The organism is Streptomyces sp. C36 (assembly GCF_040932295.1).
GTDB lineage: Bacteria > Actinomycetota > Actinomycetes > Streptomycetales > Streptomycetaceae > Streptomyces > Streptomyces triculaminicus.
Genome location: NZ_JBFQGI010000001.1, coordinates 154,898 through 175,112, shown reverse-complemented (window position 1 = coordinate 175,112; position 20,215 = coordinate 154,898). Strand labels below are relative to the sequence as shown.

The following is a 20,215-nucleotide window of genomic DNA, read 5'->3' as shown; positions in this document are numbered from 1 at the left end:
GGGAACACTCCTACCGGGGTTGGAGCCGGACGTCGAAGCAACTCTGCAGAGCGATCAGCGCGGCGCCGTGCGCGCCACGGACGGCGTCCAGCGGTTTGGTGACGATCTGACAGTCCCTGCTGATGTGAAACGTGTGCGCGGGAAACTTCCTCATGGCCTGGAGGAAGGAGTTCGCCGCCCGGTGCCCGGGGCCGCCGACGAGGAGGTCCTTCGCCGCGTAGACCACCATGTGCGTCGGCCCGAACGTGGTGAGGAGCGTGGCGATGCCGCGGGCGATCGAGGTACCGGCCTTGCGGAAGGCCGCCGCCGCCTCGCCCGCCTGCGAGTCGTTGCCGTCGGCGAGGGCGACCGCCGCCTCCAGCCCGTCCAGTTCCCGGCCGGTCCGTTCCTTGACCACGGCGGTCAACGCCCGGTTCCCGACCTGGCTTTCGATGCACCCCCGCATCCCGCAGTCGCAGATCCGGCCCCTCTGCCACACCTGGAGGTGCCCGAACTCCATCGGGGCGAAGATCCGTTCGCCCCGTACGACCATTCCGGCGCCCACGCCGTCGCGGACGAGGACGACCCCGAACGTCGCGCTGGTACGGCCCACCCCCAGGCTCTGCTCGTACGCCGCGAAGGCGTGCGCGTCGTTCTCCACCGCCGTCGCGCAGCCCATCATGGAGGCGAGTTCCGCGCCGAGCGGGTAGCGCACCCACTCGTACGGAGGCGGCTTCTCGTGCCGGTGGTCGTCGGGGCCGTTGACGAGGTGGAGCACCGTGCCCGTGTCCGGATCGACGGGGCCGCCCACCTGGACTCCCACGCACACCCTGCTTCTGGGAAACGCACAGCCCAGTCTGTCGTCGACCAGATTGCCCGCCAGCTCCGCCACGCGCTTGACCACCTCCTTCGACTCCATGACCGTGAGATGCCGACGGGCGCGTGCCATCACCACTCCGTCGGACCCGACGACGACCCCCGTGAGTTTGTACGGCTGGAGTTCGACGCCTACCGCGTAGCGCTCGTGGTCGAGTTCGTACGAACGTCGCAGTACCTGCCGCACTTTCACGTCGTTCACGTTCATGTGCCACCTTGCGTCCGGTGGTGCGCTCAGGAGAGAGGTCAGGCTATCGATCCGGGGGCCACCGCCTCCGGGTACCGCTGGACCGCGGCACGGACGGCGATGGGCGTCAGCGTGACGAGCTCGTCGGCGTCGCCCTCCCCGTCCTCGTCCCGGGCCACGCGACGCAGCTCCTCCGCGTGCTCGGTGGTCGCGCAGTCCCACAACACGCCGACGAGATCGGCTTCGTCCGTGTCCTCGAACTCGTCGAAGGAGCCCCGCTCGGCTGTGAGGTGACGGCTCCGGTTGACGTAGGGGAGGTGCCGTACGCACTCGGTGAGGAACGCCGCCTTCAGCTCCGGGACGGCCGCCTGCGGTTCGGGTACCGGCTGCTGCCGTGCCTGGTCACGGAAGCTGTTCAGTGCTCGCGCCACCGTCTCCACCGCGAGCTCGTCGATGTCGTCACGTCGGAGGCGCACACCGGGGCGGCCCGTCGTCGCGACGGCCGACAGCCAGAGCCGGAGGACGCGGTAGCCGTAGGCGGCCCAGCCGGCCTGGGACTCGAAGCCGGGCGCGTCGGCCGTCCGGGCGCGGTTCTCGGACGTCTCCGCCGTCCCGGACCCGACGAGGCGTCGCAGCCGGTCCTCCACCTCGCCCGGGGTGAGCCGGCTCTCGACGTCGGCCTCGACGGCCAGAAGAAAACGTTCGAACGCCGGGTGTACGTACGCCGTGGTATCTCTGGCGGCCTTCGGCTGGGTCCCGCGCGTTGCGAGACCCCGCTCATCCCATGCTGACATGCGACCCTCCCTCTTTATTCTCGTAGTTCTCCAGTGAGCCGCGCAGCGTGGCGAGGGCGTGCCGCAGATTGCTGCGGACGGTGCTCGCCTTCACGCTGATGAGCTCGGCTATTTCCTGTGCGGTGTAACCGTCCAGATGCAGGGCCAGGACCTGTCCCTGCCGAGGGGGGAGACCCCGCAGGATCTCCACCACCTTTTCGTGCTCGCCCGGTTCGGAACGGCCGGCCGGCGTCTCTCGCGCGAGCCGGGCGTTCCGCGATTCCAGTGCCAGTCGTTTGCGGTTGCGTTCGGCTTTCCTGCAGTACGCGTGCCAGGCGACCGTGCGGACCCAGCCCGCGGGATTCTTGCAGTCCGGCCATGAGCGCAGGAGTTCGTGCATGGCGTCCTGCGTGGCGTCCTCGGCTTCCTCATAGGTCGCCCCGGCTCTCATCAGGCTATGGACGACTCGTGGATACTCCGCCGTAAAGAAGACGGCGAATCCCGGCAACTCGGCGGGTAAGGCCCCGTGATCTCCTTGGGGGCTCACGCGGCCACCTCCTCTGCGTCGGTCACACCCTTATGGGCCGCGAGGGGCCGGCATTGTGCAAAGGCCGGCGACGGCACCGGTCCCTCGGACGGAAGTTGCACGAGAACGGTGCCTTCCGCCCCTTCTTCCTTAAAGCCCCGAGGAAGGTGAGGCCTTCATGAGGCGCGATACCGGCACCTGGCACACCGACGACACCGACCCCACCGGCCCCGCAGGCCCGGTCGTCGGCCCGAATCGCCGGCCGAGCCCCACGGAGGTCGTGGCGCTCGTCGACGGCATGACGGTGAGCGTCTGCGGCGCGTACCTGATGACGTCATCGGTCCTGGTCACCGTGGTGGCCGGGGTGCTGGCGGCGGTCGTGGCGACCCTGCACCTCGTCCTCGGCGTCCTCGACACCCGGGCCGACGGGTGAGGAGGTCCCGTCGCCGACCTCGTCCAGCACCCTGGCGAGCAGGACCGCACACCGCAGGTAGGGCGTACGCCCACCCGACCAGTGGATGCCCGTGCTCGTCATCAGGCGCGTGACCCGGGACGTGAGCAGGCTGAACCGGAAGGCGGCGAAGACCTCGTAGAAGGCGAGGTCGCGCAGTGGACGGCCGAGGAGGGAGGCATACGTCGCGACGGTCTCCCGCCGTCCCGGCAGGCCGGGGAGCCGTGACAGGCCCAGGCCCTCGCTCAGGTAGCGGTCGGTGAAGAGGTACCAGGCCAGGTCGCTCTCCGGTGCGCCGAGCGTGGCCATCTCCCAGTCCAGGAGGGCGGCCGGCGTCTGTCCCGCGTAGATGATGTTGCCGATGCGGGCGTCGCCCCACAGCAGCCGCGGCGGGTCGGGCTCCTCCGGGAGGTTCTCCCGCAGCCAGTCGGCGGCCCGCGCGACGACGGGATCGTCCTGGACACCGTAGAACCCGAGATGCGCCAGGCATTCGCCGAACTGGCGGCGAATGCCGACGGGACCGTAGGCCCCGCCGTGGGCGGGGTCGTCCAGGAAGGACAGGTCCAGGGTGCCGGGTTCCAGGCGGTGGAGCCTCGCCATCAGCCGCAGACCGCCGTTCCAGACCTGCGCGCGGTCGGGCGGGCGGAGTTCCGCCAGCCAGCCGGACCGGTGGTAGGAGGGGATGTCCCCCGGCACCCGCCCGTCGATCCGTTCCATGACGACGAAGGGGGCGCCCAGGAGTTCGCCGGAGGGTTCGCTGCCGTGAACCCTGGCCACCGGTACGTCGGTTCCGGCCAGCAGTTCCTGAAGCCTGACCTGACGGCCCCACGGGGACTCCGGCAGCAGGCTGTGGGTGACGGGAGCCACCCTGATGGCGAGGGGCCGGACCGTGCTCCGGCCCTGCCGGTCCCATCTCGCGTCGCACAGCAGCGTCTGCCCGCTGAACCCCGTCTCGACGGGGGTGCTCAGGGAGCCGATCGTGGGGGTTCCCTCCCCGGGGAACCGGTCGGCCAGCCATCGCGTGATCGCCTCGCGGGTGCGGCAGGGATCACGCTGCAGCGGTACGGGCATGCCTGCTCCATGTCTGTGGTCCGGGGCCTGGCGGCCGGGGGCCCGGTGGCCGATCCGGTCGCCCCCGCCGCGCGGATTAACGTGACGGCCGGTTCCCGCGTTACGTACGAGCCGGCGGATACGCCCACGCGGGCGGCCCGTTGTCAGTGGCCCCGTGCATCATGGTCGCCATGACACAGGACACCACCGACGCGCTCCACACGCTCGCCCACGAGCACCTGCCCGCCGGGATCGCCGCGCGGTGGATCAGCCTGCTGCGGCCGGGCCTGGCCCTGGCCAACGCCACGGACATGGAGGCAGCCACGGAAGCGGACGCGCAGCCGGGTCCGAGGTCCGTCGTCGGCCGGCTCGGCGGCCTGCCGGAGCTGCCGGAGGACGAGGAGTGGCCGGTGTGGGAGGGACATGGTCCGCTCTCCTTCATCGCCTCGGTCGACTGTGCCCTGCTCCCTTCCGACTCCCTCGACATCGCCCTGCCGGCCGACGGCACGCTGGCCTTCTTCTATTTCGACGGGCAGCTGGACGACGGCCGCGCGATGGTCCATCCCCGTGACCCCGACAGCTGGGCGGGAGCGCGCGTCCTGTACGTACCGGCGGGCGCCCCCGTCACCGAGCGGACGGCGCCGGAGGGACTCCGGCCCTACCGCCACGTGCCGCTGACGACATGGGTGGAGACGACGGCGCCGTATCCCTGGCATCCGGTGGTCTACGGGGAGTTCGAGCCGATGCCCGACGACCATCCGCTGTGGGACGAGGACTTCCGGGAGGCCATGGAGGACCACCCCGGATACCTGCACCGGATCGGCGGCCACGCGAGCCCCGACCAGGACGAGGTGGAGACCGAGGTCGCCCATGGCGTGCTGGGCGGCCCGCCGTGGAACGACCCGCGGATCCCGGAGGAGGCCCTGCGCTGGGTGCTGCTCGCCCAGTTCGGCTCGGACGACGACGCCGGGATGATGTGGGGCGATCTCGGTTCCCTCTACTGGCTCATACGCCCCCAGGACCTCGCCGAACGCCGCTTCGACCGCGCGATGTTCACCTGGCAGTGCGGCTGACGGGCGGGCCGCGCCCCACCGGTCAGAGCCTTGCGCACGCGACCATCAGTGCAGCGTCATGACGTCACCTCGCCGCGGGCTGCGCGGGCAGGTCGAAGACGTTCCCCGGCGTGACGATCTTCGTGATGGCCTCGCCGAAGAGCGTGCTGGGTTCCGCACCGTCATGGTCGATGTCGGTGTTCAGCACCACGACGAGGGTGGCCCGCGCCGCCGGCAGATAGATGGTCAGCGACTCGTAGCCCGGCAGCGAACCGTTGTGCCCGATCCAGCCCTGGACGTCGAAGATGCCGAGGCCGTACCCGGCGCCCGGGATCGTGGTGGATTCCATGGTGAGCCGCTGCTTCTGCGTGGCGGGGCTGATCAACCTCCGGCCGTCGGGGAGGACACCCGTGGCGACCGTGGGCGCCCATACCCGCAGATCCTGCAGATCGGAGATCATCGCGCCGGCCGCCCAGCCCCAGGAGGGGTTCCAGTCGGCGGCGTCCTCGACCTGTCCGCTCGCGGTCTGGTCGGTGTACCCCTGCGCGTGCGGGTTCGGGAACTCCGCGCCGACCGGGAAGAGCGTGTCGTGCAGACCGGCCGGGGCGAGAACGTTCTTCCGGATGAACTCCCCGAGCGGAGCGCCACCGGCCTTCTCGATGACCAGGCCGAGCAGGATGAGATTGGTGTTGCAGTAGGAGAACTTCTCGCCCGGCGAGAACAGCACGGGGTGCTTGAAGGAGTAGTCGAGCAGCTGCCGGGGCGTGAACGGACGCCGTGGATCGGACGTCAGCGCCTTGTAGAAGTCCTCGTCCTCGGAGTAGTTGAAGAGCCCGCTGCGCATCCCCGCCAGCTGGCGCAGTGTGATTCCGTCCCCGTTGGGTACGCCCTCGACGTACTTGCCGATCGGGTCGTCCAGGCCCACCACCCCCTGGTCGACGAGCTTCAGGAGCGCGGTCACGGTGAACGTCTTGGTCTCGCTGCCGATCCGCGTGTACAGGTCCGGCGTCATCCTCCGGCCACTGCTCTTGTCGGCGACCCCGAACGACCGCACGTAGCGCCCCTTGTCGGGCGTCCACAACCCCACGCTCACCCCGGGTACGCCGGCTTCCCGCATGACCCGCTGCACAGCCTCGTCGAGCTGCCGCACCACGGCGGGGGTGAGCTCCCGGAAATCGCCCCCGGGCGCCGGGGCGGAAGGGGGCGGCGCGGGTGGTGCGGCGGTGCTGACGGCGACGGGAACAGACGCCGGCACCGCGGCCGCTGCCCCTCCCGCGACCGGCACCGCGAGCATCCCCACCGCCACGGTGGTCACGGCCCCCCTGCGCAACCGTATGCACGAATGCGTCATGGGCTGACTCCAACCGTTGAGGAAGAAATCGGAGGAAATCCAAAGAAACCCACACGAATCCTAAGCCGGTTCCCCCACGCGGGCCATTCGCCGGTCGGCTGCTCGTACGACCGGGCCCGCCGTCCGCGGTCAGACGGGCGCGGTCAGACGGGCGCGGTGACGCGCGCCTGGGCCAGGAGCCGGTCCAGCAGCGCGAGCAGGCAGCCGCGGACGTCCTCCCGGGAGCGGACGTCGAGCAGGAGGACGGGGGTTTCCGGATCCCTCAGGTGCAGGGCCGCCTTGATCTCCTCGGTGCTGTACGACTGCTCGCCGTTGAAGCAGTTCGCGCCGACGATGAACGGCAGGCCGCGGCTCTCGAAGAAGTCGACGGCGGCGAAGCTGCGGTCCAGCCTCCGGGTGTCGACCAGGACGATCGCCCCGAGCGCCCCGTGCAGCAGGTCGTCCCACATGAACCAGAAGCGTTCCTGGCCCGGTGTGCCGAAGAGGTACAGGACCACTCCGGCGTCGGTGAGGGTGATGCGGCCGAAGTCCAGCGCGACCGTGGTCGCCGTCTTGCTCTCGATGCCGTCGAGGTCGTCGACCCCGACGCCCGCGGACGTCAGCCGCTCCTCGGTGCGCAGCGGATCGATCTCGGAGATCGCTTCGACCAGAGTCGTCTTGCCGACTCCGAAGCCCCCGGCTATGAGGATCTTGACGGGGGACGCTTCCGATGCGGCGGTGTCAAAGGCGGGCAAGGTTGTCCCTGATTTTCATGAGCAGGTGGACATTGGAGGTCTCGGAGGCGTCCAGCGGCGGCCGGTGGCGGATCAGACCGCGCTCCAGCAGCTCGCCGAGCAGGACCACCATGGGAGTCAGACGCATCCGCATCCGGGCGGCGATCTCGGCGACCGCCCGGCCGTTCGGCGCCGGGCACATGGTGAGGATCTCCCGCCACTCCGTGGGCAGGCTGCCGTGACCGTGACCGGCGTCATCGGTCGCCGTGATCAGGGTGTCCATCGTCAGACCATGCCGGGATGCGGCCGTGCGCCCATCGGTGAGGGCGTACAGCCGCGTCCGGCGGCGCCGTCCGGGCTGGGGGGCGGCCGCCATTACGACGTGGGCGCCTGTGAGCGTTCGGGGGTGTCCAGCCACTCTCCGAGCGCCTGCGCGGCGCGGACCGTCTCGCCGCCCAGCTCTCCGAGCCGTGCCTTGCGGGAGGCCACCACGATCAGCGTGCTGCCCGATCCGCACCCGACGATGCACAGGTACCGGTCGTCCATCTCGACGAGCTGGCGGATCACTCCGCCGCCGTCGATCTCCCGCGAGATGGCCTTCATGGTGGACGCGATACCGGAGGCCGCCGCGGCCACCCGTTCGGCCTGGTCCCGCTCCAGCATGTAGGCGCTGAGCTTGATCCCGTCATTGGAGAGCAGGACGGCTCCCTGCATCCCCGCGATCCTGCTCAGGTTGTTGTCCAGGATGCTGTAGATCGCATCGTTCTGTGTCGTTGTCATGACTGGTCCTGTCGGAGCTCGAGTTCCGCTTGCCTGGTGCTGTCTTCGTAGTCCGCCCAGGCGTCGGCCACCTCTTCGGGTGTGGCGGCGTCCTGGCCGACGGGTTCGGCCGCACGCGGCTCGCGGAGCCGCTGGGTCATGTGGGTCTGGGGGACGCGCTCGGGGAGAGCCGGCCGGCCGGGGGCGTCCCCGGAGCCGGACGGGGGCGGTGTCTCCGGCGCCGTGTTCCCGGTCTGCCGCACCTGCTCCTTCCGCGGGCGGCGGGGCAGTCCCGACGTGCCGGGATCGGGGTCGCCGGCCGGATCACCGGCCGGCTGCCGCGCGACGAGCTTCGGCCGCCGCTCCTCAGCGGGCCGCGCCACGGGCGAGGGTTCCTTCGCCCGCCCGCGCACCGCGGTGTTCTCCTCGGCCGGCACCGCGGTGTTCTCCTGGGCCGGCATCGCGGTGTTCTCCTGGGCCGGCACGAGGTGCTCGCCCGGGACGATCACTACGGCGGACGTTCCGCCGAACGCCGACCGGCGCAGCGTGACCGTCGCCCCGAGCTGGTCGGCGAGGTTGCCGACCACGAAGAGGCCGAGCCGTTGCGCGTCGCGGGCCAGTACGGAGTACGGCGGGGCCGAGTGCAGTCGGCCGTTCATCTCCTCGTACTTCTCGGCGGTCACCCGCGGGCCACGGTCCTCGATCTCGATGCAGAGACCGTCGCCGACCAGTTCGGACCGGATGGCGACCCTCGCCGTCGGCGGGGAGAAGCGCGTGGCGTTGTCCAGCAGCTCCGCCAGGAGGTGGCTGAGCTGGCTGATCACGCCGGCCTCCACGCTGGTCTCGTCCATGGCGTGCCGGTCGATGCGCCGGAAGTCCTCGACCTCGGCGGCCGCCTCGCGCAGCAGGTCGGCGATGCGCATGGGCTCCATGTGGGGGTCGGAGATCTCGCCACCCGCCAGGATGAGCAGGTTCTCGATCTGCCGCCGCATGCCCACCGTGAGCTGATCGGAGCTCATGAGCTCGGCGAGGAGTGCCTCGTCCTGACCGTAGGTGTCCTGGATGTGCTCGGTGAGGACGAGCTGCCGGCTGACCAGGTTGCCGGTCCGTGCGGCGATACCGGAGGCGAACACGCTGAAGCCCTGTCGCTCGTCGGCGAGCTTCCGGTGTCCCTCGACGGATACGGCGACGACGCGGGCGAAGGCGTCGCTGACCCGTCCGACCTCGTCCTGCTCGCCCCGCGGCTGCGGCAGTGCGTCGGTGCCGACGGCCTCTCCGCGCTGGAGGCGGTCCACGACGTCCGGGAGGGTCTCCTCGGCGATCGCCACCGTGCGGTCGTGGAGAGAGCGCAGGCGGCGCAGGACCGACCGCGTGGTGAAGACCACGACGGCGACGACCAGCAGGAGGGCGGCACCACTTGCGGCCACCAGCAGGGCGACCTCGTTCTCCAGCTCCGCCGCCCGGTCGTCGGAGTGGGCGAGCAGCTCCTGCAGCTCGCTCTCGTCGAGGGTGTTCAGCTGGGCGGAAAAGGTGCTGTAGGCCGCCCGCCAGTCGCTGACGTCCGGTGGCAGCACGACGCCGGACGAGACGTCCCGGTGCTCGGAGACGATCGCGTTCTCGATGCGGGACTTGGTCTGCCAGGCGTTCGAGGTGAGAATCCGCTGGAGGGCGTCCTGGTCGTCGAGAGGGAGATCGAGGGCGACCGTGTCGTACAAGTAGTCGCTCGCGCCCACGGCTTCGACGAATTCACCGAACCTGGTGGACGTCAGCTTTCCGGAGGGGCCCGCCAGCGCGAGGATGGCGTTCTCGCGAGCCACCACCTCCGCCGCCGAGAACAGGGTGACGAGGGAGGTCCCCTCCTGCGTGAGCCCGCCGTCGTCGACGTGGTTGAAGTCTCCATAGCAACGGATCGTTCCGCTGATCACGTCGGTGTAGTAGTCGACGGCGTCGTCCGGGCTGCCGTGGCGTGCGTCGGCGCGTTCGCGCTGGGCGCCCAGGTCGGCCAGTCGCCGCGCGACATCGCGGAGGCGGTCCTGCGCCCGGTCGGAATGGAGCTGATCGGGGTCCGACGACTTCAGGAACACGGCCACGGCCCGGTCGGTGTCGGCCCGACGCTCACGCAGATCGGCGCCGGACACGGGCATGCCCGACCACCACGCGGCGGTGATCCCGCGCTCGGACTGCAGTGCGGTCATGAGCCGGTACAGGGGCACGCCGGTCTGCCGGCCGGCCACCACGTCCTTGCGCAGGTGCCGGGCCTCCTGCACCGAACGATCGGAGCTGATGAGAACCTGGACGCCCATCGCCACGGTGGGCACCACCGCGAGCCAGACGAGCAAGGTACGCAGGCGCACGGGCTGTCGTCGGCTTCTTCGTACCGGCTCGCCCGGGCCTTCGGATCCTGTGGGAGTCATCAGTCCTCGTAAAACACAGCCGGCCATCTCGCACTGGATGCCGATCATAACCAGCCAATTCCAGGAACAGCGGTTGAGGTTGACGTGCAGGATTGATACAGGCACTCAAGGGGGATTCATCGCCGGTTGCGGCGATTGTCGACTGCGCCCGTAGATCGAGCGGATTGCACGCCGAGGTCGGCGGGACGCGGCGGAGAGGTGCGCAGCGGAGACGTGCGTCAGCTCGCCTGCGAGGCGAAGGCCTCGTACGCCCGCTCGTCGAAGAGGACGAAGCGGACCTCCTCCACCGCCGTCTCCGCCTGCCGCACCGTCTCCACGGCGATGCGCGCCGCGTCGTCCATCGGCCAGCGGTAGATGCCGGTGGAGATGGCCGGGAACGCCACGGTCCTCGCCCCCAGTTCGTCCGCCACGCGCAGCGACTCGCGGTAGCAGGAGGCGAGCAGCTCGGAGCGGTCCTCGTCCGCGCTGTACACCGGGCCCACGGTGTGGACGACCCAGCGGGCGGCGAGGCGGCCGGCGGGGGTGGCGACGGCGTGGCCGGTCGGCAGGCCCTTGCCGTAGTGGGAGGCGCGCAGGTCGCGGCAGGCGTCGAGGATCGCGGGGCCGCCGGCGCGGTGGATGGCGCCGTCGACGCCACCGCCGCCCAGGAGCGAGGAGTTCGCCGCGTTGACGATGGCGTCGGCCTGCTGCCGCGTGATGTCGCCCTGGACGAAGGTGATGTGGACCATGGGGGCATTGTCGGGCCACCGGGCGTCCGGCCGGGCCCATGACGGTCGACGGGCGCGTCCTGGACCGACTACGAGCCGGAGTACGACGGGGAGAACGCGGCGCGGTAGTCGCGCGGGCTGGTGGACAGCCGGGCGGCGAAGTGCTGGCGCATGGTCACCTCGCTGCCGAAGCCCGCGCGCCGGGCGATCTCGGGCATGGCGAGGTCGGTGCGTTCCAGGAGCCGCTGGGCGGCGGCCAGGCGCTGGTCGAGGAGCCAGCGGGCGGGGGTGACGCCGGTGGTCGCGGTGAAGTGGCGGGCGAAGGAGCGGGCGGACATGCCGGCCCGGGTCGCCAGCGCGCCGACGGTCAGCGGCTCGTGGAGGTGGCGCAGCGCGTACTCGCGCACGCCGGCCAGGGCGTCGGCGTCGCGGTCGCGGGCGACGGCGGGGCGCTCGATGAACTGCGCCTGGGTGCCGGTGCGGAAGGGCGCGGTGACCATCGAGCGGGCGATGGTGGCGGCGGTCTCGGCGCCGTGGTGGGTGCGCACGAGGTGCAGGCAGAGGTCGATGCCGGCGGCGGTGCCGGCCGACGTCCAAAGGGGCGCTCCAGGCGTGGCGTCCGCGTCCGCGTCCGCCGAGGCGTCGATGAAGAGGGCGTCGGGCACGACGCTCACCGCGGGGTGCTGCCGCCGCAGCAGGTCCGTGAGGGTCCAGTGGGTGATCGCGCGGTGGCCGTCGAGGAGCCCGGCCTGGGCGAGGGCGAACGCGCCGGCGCACAGGGCGGCGACCGGCACACCGCGCGCGTGGGCGCGCCGCAGGGCGTCGAGCACCGGAGGCGGGACGGGCAGCAGCGGGTCCACCAGGCCGGGGACGATCACGAGGTCCGCGCGGTCGAGCCAGGCGAGCGTGCGGTCGGGGGCGAGGCTGAGGCCGCCGGGCATGGGGACCGGTGCGCGGTCGGCGGCGCAGCGGCGCAGCTCGAAGGGCGGCACGCCGCGGTCGGTGCGGTCCGTGCCCCACACCTCCGTGATGACCGAGACGTCGAAGGCCCGGATGTTGGGGAAGGCGAGCAGGGCTACGCGGTAGGGCGGCATCGACGGCATGCATGGAGTATGCCCCGGCCGGGTGGCAGAAAGCCATCGAACCCCGGCAGTCCTGCCACTGTCGGGGCGCTCTCGCCGACGGCAGGATCGTGGTCATGAACAAGCGAGAGATTCACGGCAACGCGGCACTGATCGTCATCGACGTACAGAAGGGCTTCGACGAGGCGGAGCACTGGGGCCCGAGGGACAACCCCGAGGCGGAGGCGAACATCGCGGCGCTGATCGACGCCTGGCAGGCGACCGGCCGGCCGGTGGTGTTCGTACGCCACGACTCCCCCAAGCCCGGCTCGCCGCTGCGCCCCGGCCAGGAGGGCAACGACCTCAAGGACTTCGTCGAGGAGCGCCGGGGCCGGGGCGAGGGCGCGGAGCTGTTCGTGACGAAGACGGTCAACTCGGCCTTCTACGGCACGCCGGACCTGCGCGAGTGGTTCGAGGCGCAGGGCGTGCGGCAGTTCGTCGTCACCGGCATCCAGACCAACATGTGCGCGGAGACCACGGCCCGCATGGGCGGCAACCTCGGCTACGAGGTGCTGTTCGCGCTGGACGCCACCCACACCTTCGATCTGCGTGGCCCGGAGGGGTACCGGCTCACCGCCCGGGAGCTGGCCTACGCCACCGCCGTCAACCTCCAGGGCGGCGGGTTCGCCGAGATCGTCCCGACGGCGGAGCTCGTCGAGGCGGCCAAGGGCTGAGCGGCACATGACGGGCCGGGAGGAGCGGCGCTCCTCCCGGCCCGCCGCGGTCCCGATCAGGACGGAGCCCCCTTTCCGGCCCGGTGGCGAAAACCGCTTCTTGACGCGGAATTCGCACCGGTAAATCGTGTGATCGCCGCACTCGCCGGGCGAGAGCGGCGCAGGTCAGAGGGGTTTCCCTCGGCTCCCGCACGTCGTTCCAGAGGAGAGGTTTTGTCCAGCGAGCAGCACTTACTGAAGGTGTACAGCGACCGCCCCTACGTCCACACCACCACCGTGCGGCACCAGGGCACCACGGTCGCCCTGGCCATGGACGAGCAGCGGCGGCTCGTCTACACCGTCCTCGATCTGGCGCGGCACGACGAGAGCAAGGGCGAACTGGACGCCGCCTACTGGTCGGAGAACCCCCTCCCGCTCCGCTTCCCCGCCGAGATCACCGACGTGGGCTTCGCGGCCGTCGGCGCCACCGCGCTGCCGACCGTCAAGCGCGGCGGCAGGGTGGAGGCCGCGTCCGGCGAGCGGCTGGACGAGGACGAGGTGGACGCCTTCCTGTCCACGACGGCCAGGCTCACCGCCCTCGCCCCCTTCCACGCGCTGTCCGACGGCACCCACATCGTGGTGCTGCGCCAGTCCGTGGGCGCCGGTCACCCCGACGCGGTCCACAAGCTGGCCGGTGGCGCCTCCTCGGGTGACACCGACCGTACGGACTACGCGAAGGACGCCTCGGGCGCGAAGATCCCGCTGGTCGCCGACACCCTGCTCGCCGACCGCTTCCTGCTCGTCGGCGGCGAACTGAAGCCGGTCCTCGAGGCCCGCTACCGCCGCAGCCGGCACAAGAACCGCCCCGACTCGGCCAAGGACAGCCTGGGCACCACGGACATGGAAGGCCGCCCCTTCCACGAGCCGACCCAGGAACTGTCGTTCGTACGGAACCTCTCCGGCGGGCGCTTCGCCGCGCTGCTCGTCCCCACCGCCGTGCACGGCCGGCAGCGCTGGCAGGTCTTCGCGCACAACGACGCCACGGGCCGCATCGACTCCTTCAACGTCGAGCAGGGCCGCGACGGGCTGTTCAACCTCCAGGGCACCCAGGCCTGGACCAGCCCCGACCCCGCGTACCGCGACGCGGTGTACGAGAGCGGGCCCGGCACCTGCCCGTTCACCGGGCAACCGCTCGTGCCGGTGGTGAGCACGGAGGGACACGCGGAGACCGCACTGGCATTCGGCGAGGGCGACGCCCACGTGCGCGTCGCCGAGGGGCCGGAGCTCGCGGGGCGCGACTTCACCGTCGAGTTCTGGGCGCGGCGCACCGCGACGGGCCGCCAGGAGTTCCTCGTCGGCCACGGCGACGAGTCCGGCAGCCCCCACAAGTCCCTGCACATCGGCTTCCGCGAGGACGACCGCTTCACCTTCGCCTTCTACGCCGACGACCTCAACGCCGACGGCCCGGTCACGGACACCGCCTGGCACCACTGGGCCTGTGTCTACGACCGCAAGGCCCGTCGGCAGACCGTCTACCGCGACGGCGAGGAGGCCGGCAGCCGCACCACCGGCGCCGACTACACCGGCACCGGCCCCCTCCTGCTGGGCCGCGCCCTCGCCCAGGGCGCCCGCGCCGAGCTCGACGAGGTACGCGTCTGGGACCGCGCCCGCACCTCCGACGAGCTCAAGCGCGACAAGGGCGTCCGCCTCATCGGCGACGACCCCGGCCTCGTCGCGTACTACCGCTTCGACGAGGGCTCCGGCACGCGCCTCTTCGACCAGACCGACCACGCCCGCCACGGCGAGCTCACCGGCGGCCCGAAGTGGGTCACCTCCGAGGCTCCCATCGGCGACCACCCGGGCGTACGCCGCGACAGCTTCGCCGTCGCCGGCCGCGCGGCCGTCTCCGGCCTGTCCGCCGTGCTGTACCACCAGCAGGAGGACACCGCCGTCGGCTACGGGCAGGAGCCCAAGCCGGCCAAGCGCCAGGCGCGCGTCCTGCTGTCGTACGCGACCTCGGGGCCGGACCCGAAGACCGGGGCGGCGACCGAGGAGGCGTACGTCGCCACCGTCGACTTCGGCGTCGGCCGGGACGGGCGGCTCGCGCAGGTGCCGGACGAGCTGGTGCTGCCGGTGCTGGCCGCGCCGGAGGCGAGCGGGGACGTCGAGACGATCAGCGAGCTGGACCGGCGCGTCCAGGAGATCACCCGGGACGTCGCCGCGAAGGAGACCGAGGCGGCCCGGCTGGCCCAGGGCAAGGACGAGATTGCCGCGCTGGAGCAGCGCGTGGCCGAGCGCAAGGCCGAGCTGGACGGCACGCTCAGCGCCTGGTGCTTCCGCGTCCGCTTCAAGCAGCAGCGCGACGGGAAGGACCAGTACCTCGCGCTCAAGGACAACGGGACCGGTGATTGGCCGCCCGCCATCCGCACCTCCGACAAGGACGCCGCGACCGCGCTCTGGTACCTCGACGCGACGGTCGGCACGTACGAGGGCCGGCCCTGCTGGTACGTGCGCAACGCCCACGTCGCCAAGGACCTCAACGTCTCCGGTGACAGCAAGGACCGCGACGCCCCGCTCATCGGCTACAAGCACCTCGAAGGCCACCACAACACCTACTTCACTCCCGTGGAACGGGGCGACGGCTTCTCCGTCCTGGTCAACCTCTGGAGCCGGCTCGCCGTCTGCGCCACCGACCGCAAGGGCGACGCCGTCGTCCAGCAGGACATCGAGACGGTGGCGGGGAACGGCGAGGGACTGGTGACCTTCGAGAAGGTCCGTCCCGCACCCCAGGCCCACGTGCAGGACTTCGTCAAGCTGATCGCCGCGGACGAGGCCCGCCTCGAGGAGCTGCGCCCCCAACGCGACCGCCTCGCCCACCTGCAGCGCGTGATCGAGGCGCTCCAGGCCGAGCAGACCGCCAAGCGCGAGGAGCTCGCCCGCCTCACCGGGGGCCTGAAGGGCGCCGACGACATCGCCCTGCCCATGCCGCAGCTCTCCGTCGACCGCACCGGCCTCAGCACCTCCGGCGCCCTGCTGGAGTTCGCCCGCGGCGCCGACCGCCCGTATCTGCTGGACAGCGCCACCGGCAGCGTCGTGCTGTACTTCCGCGGCACCAACGGGCAGTTCTTCGCCACCTACTACGACACGCTCGTGTCCCGCTCCTCCCGGCAGCTCGCCGGTCCCGACGGCACGGCGTTCACCTTCGCCGCCCGCGACGCGGGCACCGACCTGGGCGGCGTCGGCATCCGGATCATGGACGTCGGCGACGCGGGCCTGTGCGAGCTGACGATCGAGCGCGGCGAGGAGAGCGAGATCTGGCGGAAGCTGCCGCGCCGTGCGGCCGACTTCGCCGCCATCGTCAACGGCGCGCCCGGCCAGGCGTACGACTACGCACGGCTGGCGGAGAGCACCCGCCCGGGGGTACCCCTGTCGGCCGGCTCCCGGCTCCTCGTCGTCGACCCCGGGCAGGTGCGGGAGGTGCCGCTGGGCACCGTCCCCGACCACGTGCCCGGCCACGGCGGGCGCTGGCGCGCCGACAAGCCCGGCCGCGCCTACGCCTTCGACGGGCGGAAGAACGTCCTGGTCACCCAGGACGGTCTGGACCGCGCCGCCGTCAGCGGCGATCTGACCGTCGAGGCCTGGATCAACCCCCAGCGGGTGCCGGGCACGTCCCGCGTCGTCCACGCGAACACCGGTGACAACCCGTTCACCCTCGGCCTGCTCGCCCCTCCTGCCCCGCCCACGACGCCCGCCCTGTTCTTCGACGGCAAGAGCGGCGTCGCCATCACCGACGCACAGGTCCCGCTGAGCGGCACCGACTTCACGGTCGAGTTCTGGGCCCGGCGGCCCTCGGCCCCCGACGGCCGTGCGCAGATCGTGGTCGGGCACGGTACCTCCCACGCCGCCGACAATTCCTCCCTGCACATCGGCTTCCGCGCGGACGGCACCTTCACTTTCGCGTTCTACAGCGACGATCTCGACACCAAGGAGAAGTTCACCGACACCGCCTGGCACCACTGGGCCTGCGTCTACACCACGGCCACCCGTGAGCAGGTGATCTACCGGGACGGCACGGAGATCGCCCGCCGCACGGCGACGCGCGGCTACTTCGGGGCCGGTCCCTTCAGCTTCGGCAGCTCGCACGCGGGCTGGATACCCGACTACGCGCGCATCGAGATGGACGAGGTCCGGCTCTGGGGCACCGCTCGCACCGCCCTCGAGATCCGTGACCGGATGACGAATCGGCTCAAGGGCGACGAGACGGGTCTCCAGGGCTACTGGCCCTGTGCCGGCTCGGCCACCGGGACCGACGGCAAGCCCGTCGTCACCGACCGCTCGCCGCAGCACCGCACCGTCACCCTGCGGGGCACGGTCACCACCGCCACCGCCCCCGAGGCGCTCACGCAGGGCGAGGACGCCGGCTACCGCATCGTCGCCGGCGTCGGCAACCGCCTCACCGCCACTCGCGCCGCGTTCCCCCTGCGCGAGTGGTCCCACCTCGCGGCCGCCTACGAGCAGTCGTGGGCGGTCGAGCTGACCGGCGGCGCGTATCTGGAGGTGCCCGACAACGACGCGCTCGACGTCGGCGGCGACCTCACCGTCGAGGTGTTCTGCCGCGTCGACGCCCTCGGCACCACCCAGGGCCTGCTCTCCAAGGGCCGCACCGCCGACGGAGCCGGCGGCAGCGTTCCGTACCGGCTGATCGTGCTGCCCGACGGGCGGCTGGAGTTCGGCTTCGAGGAGCCGGACGGCAAGCTCGTACGGTTCGCCTCCACCGAGGCCCTGAGCGCCGGAACGTTCCACCGGATCGCCGTCGTCCGCAAGGGCGGCCGCTCGATGCAGGAGCGCAAGGGCTCCAAGGAGATCACGGCGGCGGGCGCCGACGGCAAGCCCGTCAAGCAGACCGTGGAGCTCGTGGAATCCGTCGACGTCCAGGAGTGGCAGGACATCCGCTTCTTCGTCGACGGCCGCGAGGCAGGCACCGCCCGCTACGAGGGCCCCGGCGCCAGGGGCAACACCGGCACGCTCGACATCGGCCGCGTCCGGGACGGCCTGGAGACGCACTCCTTCGCCGGCGTCGTCTCCGAGGCGCGGCTGTGGGGCCTGGCCCGGGACGCGGCACAGCTCGGCACGCCCGTAACGGCACGCGACCGGGGCCTGACCGCGCACTGGCGCTTCGAGGAGAACGCCGGCAACACCGCCGCCGACACCACGGGATCGCATGCCGCCCGGCTGCGCGGCGCCCGCTGGACCCGTAACCCCGACCCGCGCGGCAGCCTTTTCCGTATCTACCGCAACGGCGTCTCCGTGGCCTGCGACCCGCTGGAGAGCGAGGACTTCACGGACTACGGGGACAAGGCGCTCGCTCTCGGCGCGCGCCCCAAGGACGGCGAGGCCGGCCAGCCCTTCCACGGCGTCCTGGAGGAGGTGCGGATCTGGCGCACCGCCCGCACCCAGGAGCAGGTGCTCGACAACCTCTTCACCCGGCTCAAGGGTGAGAAGGAGGACCTGATCGCCTACTGGTCCTTCGACCGGGCCTCCACCGACGAGTCGGCGGGCGTCGTCCGTGACGAGGGTCTGCGCGGCAACGACCTGACGCTGCACGACGCGCCCCGCCGCCCCTCCCCCGTCCTGTCCACGGCGCCCGTCTCCAGCGACACCGCGCAGGTCCGCTCGGCCCTGGCCGCGATGCGCACCCCGTTCCACGAGACGGTCTCCGGCGCACCGGCCGTCGCCGAGTACGCGGACATGCAGTACACCGCCAAGGGCGAGGCGTTCGGCGTCCTGAAGCGGGCGTACGGCTATCTGCGGGACGGCCGCTGGCATCTGGTCACCGGCTACAAGGTCGGTGATCTGGTGAGCGAGTGGGTCAGCCAGGTGCAGTTCGACCCGCAGTTGGTCGGCTACGTCGAGGGCGCGCCGCCGGTGCCGTCGGAGAATCTCACGCCGAACACGATCGACCCCGACAGTGCCACCTACGACGGCGTCGCCTCCGTGGAGTTCAAGGAGGCCGAGGAGATCGTCCACTCCCTGTCGTCGGCCAAGGAGCGCAGCGTCGACGCGGCGTTCGACTTCGCCCTCTCCAACGAGGTCGACGTCGACATGTGGATGATCGCCGCACCGCTGGGCTTCGGCGTCGCCAAGTCGGTGGCGAAGGCCAAGGTATCGGTGGGCGTGCGCGGAAGCCTGGAGTTCTCCAACAGCTGGGCCGACGAGACCGCCGTCTCGCAGGGCGAGAACACCGCCCGGGCCATGAAGGTCGACCTGTCGGGCAGCTGGGAGGACCCGCTCAAGCCGCTCAACCCCTCCGTCGGCCGCCGCTACGTCCCCGTCAACACGGGCTTCGCGGTCGTCCAGTCCCAGACCGCCGACGTCTTCGCGCTGCGCCTGGCGCACAGCGGCACCCTGGTCGCCTACCGCATCCAGCCCAACCCGGACATCCCCAAGGACTGGAACGTCGTCCCCTTCCCGCTCAACCCCCGCTACACCAAGCAGGGCACGCTCGACGGCACGGTCGGCTTCGACGAGCGCGGCAGGGTCCTCGACCCCGACTACGCGGGCGCCCGCGAGCAGGGCGAGTACAGCTACTACAAGCCGCGCGAGGCGTACGCGATCAAGCGGCGCATCCAGCGTGACCAGCAGCGGCTGCGCAGCTACTACGAGACCGTCTCGACCGGGACGGACACGCCCGATCCCACCGCCGAGCGGGCCGGGCGCGTCCTCGGCGGCGCGATCGGCGGGGACACCTCGCCCGGCAAGGGCCGCGACACGGCGGGCAACACGACCGGCGACGGCTTCTCCCGCCGCGACCTGGTCAACACCTATGTGTGGACGGCGGACGGCGGGTTCTTCGCCGAGACGACGGAGACGACCGACGTCGTCAGTGAGACGACCTCCGGTTCGTACTCCATGTCGGGCTCGGTGGGCGCCTCCGTCGGCACCTCCTTCGACGTCATGGGCGTGGGCGTCAACGCCCAGCTCGACGCCTCGGTCGGCGGCGGCATGACCACCACGCGGGCGCGCGGCAAGGAGGCGACGCGCTCCTTCGGGCTGAACGTCACCTGCTCGCCGTCCGGCAACGTCCAGCAGTACGACGCCCACCGCAAGCCGGTCTTCGACGCCGACGGCAAGCCCGTCAACGCGCCGGGCAAGGTGGACGCGTACCGGTTCCTCAGCTTCTACCTGGGCGAGGACACCGAGCACTTCGACACCTTCTTCCACAAGGTCGTCGACCCGGCCTGGCTGGACGGCACCGACCCCAACGCCGCCGCCCTGCGCCAGGCCCGCCAGGCGGACCGCAAGCCGCCGTGCTGGCGGGTGATGCACCGCGTCACCTTCGTCAGCCGGCTCCTGCCGCCCGTCGCCACGGCCGGCGCCGCGCCCCTGGAGCGGGCGATGCGGCAGCTGGACGTGGAGAGCAACTACGAGCTCGTCCGCCGCCTCGACCCCTACGTCAAGGGCGCGGCCACCTCGGCCGCCGAGCTCTCCGCCGCCGTGCGCGCCGCGCTCGCCGCGCACCTGCCGGAACTGGTTCCGCATGCGGACCAGGTGACCGGCTTCCTCGCGCAGTACTACGGCGTCGAGGGGTGATGCGGGCGCACCG

Annotated in this window: 15 protein-coding genes; 4 read left to right on the top strand and 11 right to left on the bottom strand. The window is 71.5% G+C overall.

The genetic code is table 11. The features are described 5' to 3' along the window. Positions 1-10 precede the first annotated feature (10 nt). Genes AB4K12_RS00755 through AB4K12_RS00745 form a run of 3 tightly spaced genes read right to left on the bottom strand, consistent with a single transcriptional unit; the run spans position 11 to position 2,362 of the window. Positions 11-1,057: an ROK family protein gene (locus tag AB4K12_RS00755; protein ID WP_368432255.1), complete on the bottom strand. Its 1,047-nt coding sequence runs from the start codon at positions 1,055-1,057 to the stop codon at positions 11-13. A gap of 44 nt (positions 1,058-1,101) precedes the next feature. Next, positions 1,102-1,836: a hypothetical protein gene (locus AB4K12_RS00750; protein WP_368432254.1), complete on the bottom strand. Its 735-nt coding sequence runs from the start codon at positions 1,834-1,836 to the stop codon at positions 1,102-1,104. After that, positions 1,820-2,362 carry an RNA polymerase sigma factor gene (locus AB4K12_RS00745; protein ID WP_368432253.1) on the bottom strand — a complete coding sequence of 181 codons (543 nt, stop codon included), beginning with the start codon at positions 2,360-2,362 and terminating at the stop codon, positions 1,820-1,822. The genes AB4K12_RS00750 and AB4K12_RS00745 overlap by 17 nt, the downstream gene beginning before the upstream one ends. Positions 2,363-2,519: 157 nt before the next feature. Here AB4K12_RS00745 and AB4K12_RS00740 point away from each other — a divergent pair, with 157 nt between their 5' ends. Then, positions 2,520-2,774, top strand: coding sequence for a hypothetical protein (locus tag AB4K12_RS00740; RefSeq protein ID WP_368432252.1), 255 nt, complete (start codon positions 2,520-2,522; stop codon positions 2,772-2,774). On the opposite strand, the gene AB4K12_RS00735 is transcribed toward AB4K12_RS00740, so the two are convergent. Beyond that, positions 2,676-3,863: a phosphotransferase family protein gene (locus AB4K12_RS00735; RefSeq protein ID WP_368432251.1), complete on the bottom strand. Its 1,188-nt coding sequence runs from the start codon at positions 3,861-3,863 to the stop codon at positions 2,676-2,678. The two genes, AB4K12_RS00740 and AB4K12_RS00735, sit on opposite strands and share 99 nt — an antisense overlap. Before the next feature lie 170 nt (positions 3,864-4,033). Here AB4K12_RS00735 and AB4K12_RS00730 point away from each other — a divergent pair, with 170 nt between their 5' ends. Beyond that, the gene (locus AB4K12_RS00730; RefSeq protein ID WP_368432250.1) at positions 4,034-4,915 is read left to right on the top strand and encodes a YwqG family protein; all 882 of its coding nucleotides are present in this window, start codon (positions 4,034-4,036) and stop codon (positions 4,913-4,915) included. A 64-nt stretch (positions 4,916-4,979) separates the two neighbouring features. Here the strand turns inward: AB4K12_RS00730 and AB4K12_RS00725 are convergent, their stop codons facing one another. The 7 genes from AB4K12_RS00725 to AB4K12_RS00695 form a co-directional block, all read right to left on the bottom strand. After that, on the bottom strand, positions 4,980-6,245 hold the full coding sequence (locus tag AB4K12_RS00725; RefSeq protein ID WP_368432249.1) for a serine hydrolase domain-containing protein: 1,266 nt from the start codon (positions 6,243-6,245) through the stop codon (positions 4,980-4,982). Between the two features lie 143 nt (positions 6,246-6,388). Continuing rightward, positions 6,389-6,979: an ATP/GTP-binding protein gene (locus AB4K12_RS00720; RefSeq protein WP_368432248.1), complete on the bottom strand. Its 591-nt coding sequence runs from the start codon at positions 6,977-6,979 to the stop codon at positions 6,389-6,391. Further along, positions 6,966-7,334, bottom strand: a complete 369-nt coding sequence (locus AB4K12_RS00715) for a DUF742 domain-containing protein (RefSeq protein ID WP_368432247.1) — start codon at positions 7,332-7,334, stop codon at positions 6,966-6,968. Before AB4K12_RS00715 ends, AB4K12_RS00720 begins: the two co-directional genes overlap by 14 nt. Then, on the bottom strand, positions 7,334-7,738 hold the full coding sequence (locus tag AB4K12_RS00710) for a roadblock/LC7 domain-containing protein (protein ID WP_086572254.1): 405 nt from the start codon (positions 7,736-7,738) through the stop codon (positions 7,334-7,336). Before AB4K12_RS00710 ends, AB4K12_RS00715 begins: the two co-directional genes overlap by 1 nt. Beyond that, the gene (locus AB4K12_RS00705; protein ID WP_368432246.1) at positions 7,735-10,071 is read right to left on the bottom strand and encodes a nitrate- and nitrite sensing domain-containing protein; all 2,337 of its coding nucleotides are present in this window, start codon (positions 10,069-10,071) and stop codon (positions 7,735-7,737) included. Before AB4K12_RS00705 ends, AB4K12_RS00710 begins: the two co-directional genes overlap by 4 nt. 278 nt (positions 10,072-10,349) lie before the next feature. Continuing rightward, entirely contained in the window at positions 10,350-10,859 is a 510-nt protein-coding gene (locus AB4K12_RS00700) for an O-acetyl-ADP-ribose deacetylase (protein WP_368432245.1), read from the bottom strand. A gap of 68 nt (positions 10,860-10,927) precedes the next feature. Next, positions 10,928-11,941, bottom strand: a complete 1,014-nt coding sequence (locus AB4K12_RS00695; protein ID WP_368432244.1) for a GlxA family transcriptional regulator — start codon at positions 11,939-11,941, stop codon at positions 10,928-10,930. 95 nt (positions 11,942-12,036) lie between these two features. Between AB4K12_RS00695 and AB4K12_RS00690 the strand changes: the two genes are divergently transcribed. Both AB4K12_RS00690 and AB4K12_RS00685 read left to right on the top strand, forming a co-directional pair. Next, the gene (locus tag AB4K12_RS00690; RefSeq protein WP_368432243.1) at positions 12,037-12,633 is read left to right on the top strand and encodes a cysteine hydrolase family protein; all 597 of its coding nucleotides are present in this window, start codon (positions 12,037-12,039) and stop codon (positions 12,631-12,633) included. A 213-nt stretch (positions 12,634-12,846) separates the two neighbouring features. Further along, entirely contained in the window at positions 12,847-20,202 is a 7,356-nt protein-coding gene (locus AB4K12_RS00685; protein WP_368432242.1) for a LamG-like jellyroll fold domain-containing protein, read from the top strand. Positions 20,203-20,215 lie beyond the last annotated feature (13 nt).

Coding starts and splice junctions, on each gene's coding strand:
- AB4K12_RS00715 (WP_368432247.1), bottom strand. CDS start 7,334: ATGGCGGCCGCCCCCCAGCCCGGACGGCGCCGCCGGACGCGGCTGTAC.
- AB4K12_RS00740 (WP_368432252.1), top strand. CDS start 2,520: ATGAGGCGCGATACCGGCACCTGGCACACCGACGACACCGACCCCACC.
- AB4K12_RS00735 (WP_368432251.1), bottom strand. CDS start 3,863: ATGCCCGTACCGCTGCAGCGTGATCCCTGCCGCACCCGCGAGGCGATC.
- AB4K12_RS00695 (WP_368432244.1), bottom strand. CDS start 11,941: ATGCCGTCGATGCCGCCCTACCGCGTAGCCCTGCTCGCCTTCCCCAAC.
- AB4K12_RS00700 (WP_368432245.1), bottom strand. CDS start 10,859: ATGGTCCACATCACCTTCGTCCAGGGCGACATCACGCGGCAGCAGGCC.
- AB4K12_RS00690 (WP_368432243.1), top strand. CDS start 12,037: ATGAACAAGCGAGAGATTCACGGCAACGCGGCACTGATCGTCATCGAC.
- AB4K12_RS00730 (WP_368432250.1), top strand. CDS start 4,034: ATGACACAGGACACCACCGACGCGCTCCACACGCTCGCCCACGAGCAC.
- AB4K12_RS00750 (WP_368432254.1), bottom strand. CDS start 1,836: ATGTCAGCATGGGATGAGCGGGGTCTCGCAACGCGCGGGACCCAGCCG.
- AB4K12_RS00725 (WP_368432249.1), bottom strand. CDS start 6,245: ATGACGCATTCGTGCATACGGTTGCGCAGGGGGGCCGTGACCACCGTG.
- AB4K12_RS00710 (WP_086572254.1), bottom strand. CDS start 7,738: ATGACAACGACACAGAACGATGCGATCTACAGCATCCTGGACAACAAC.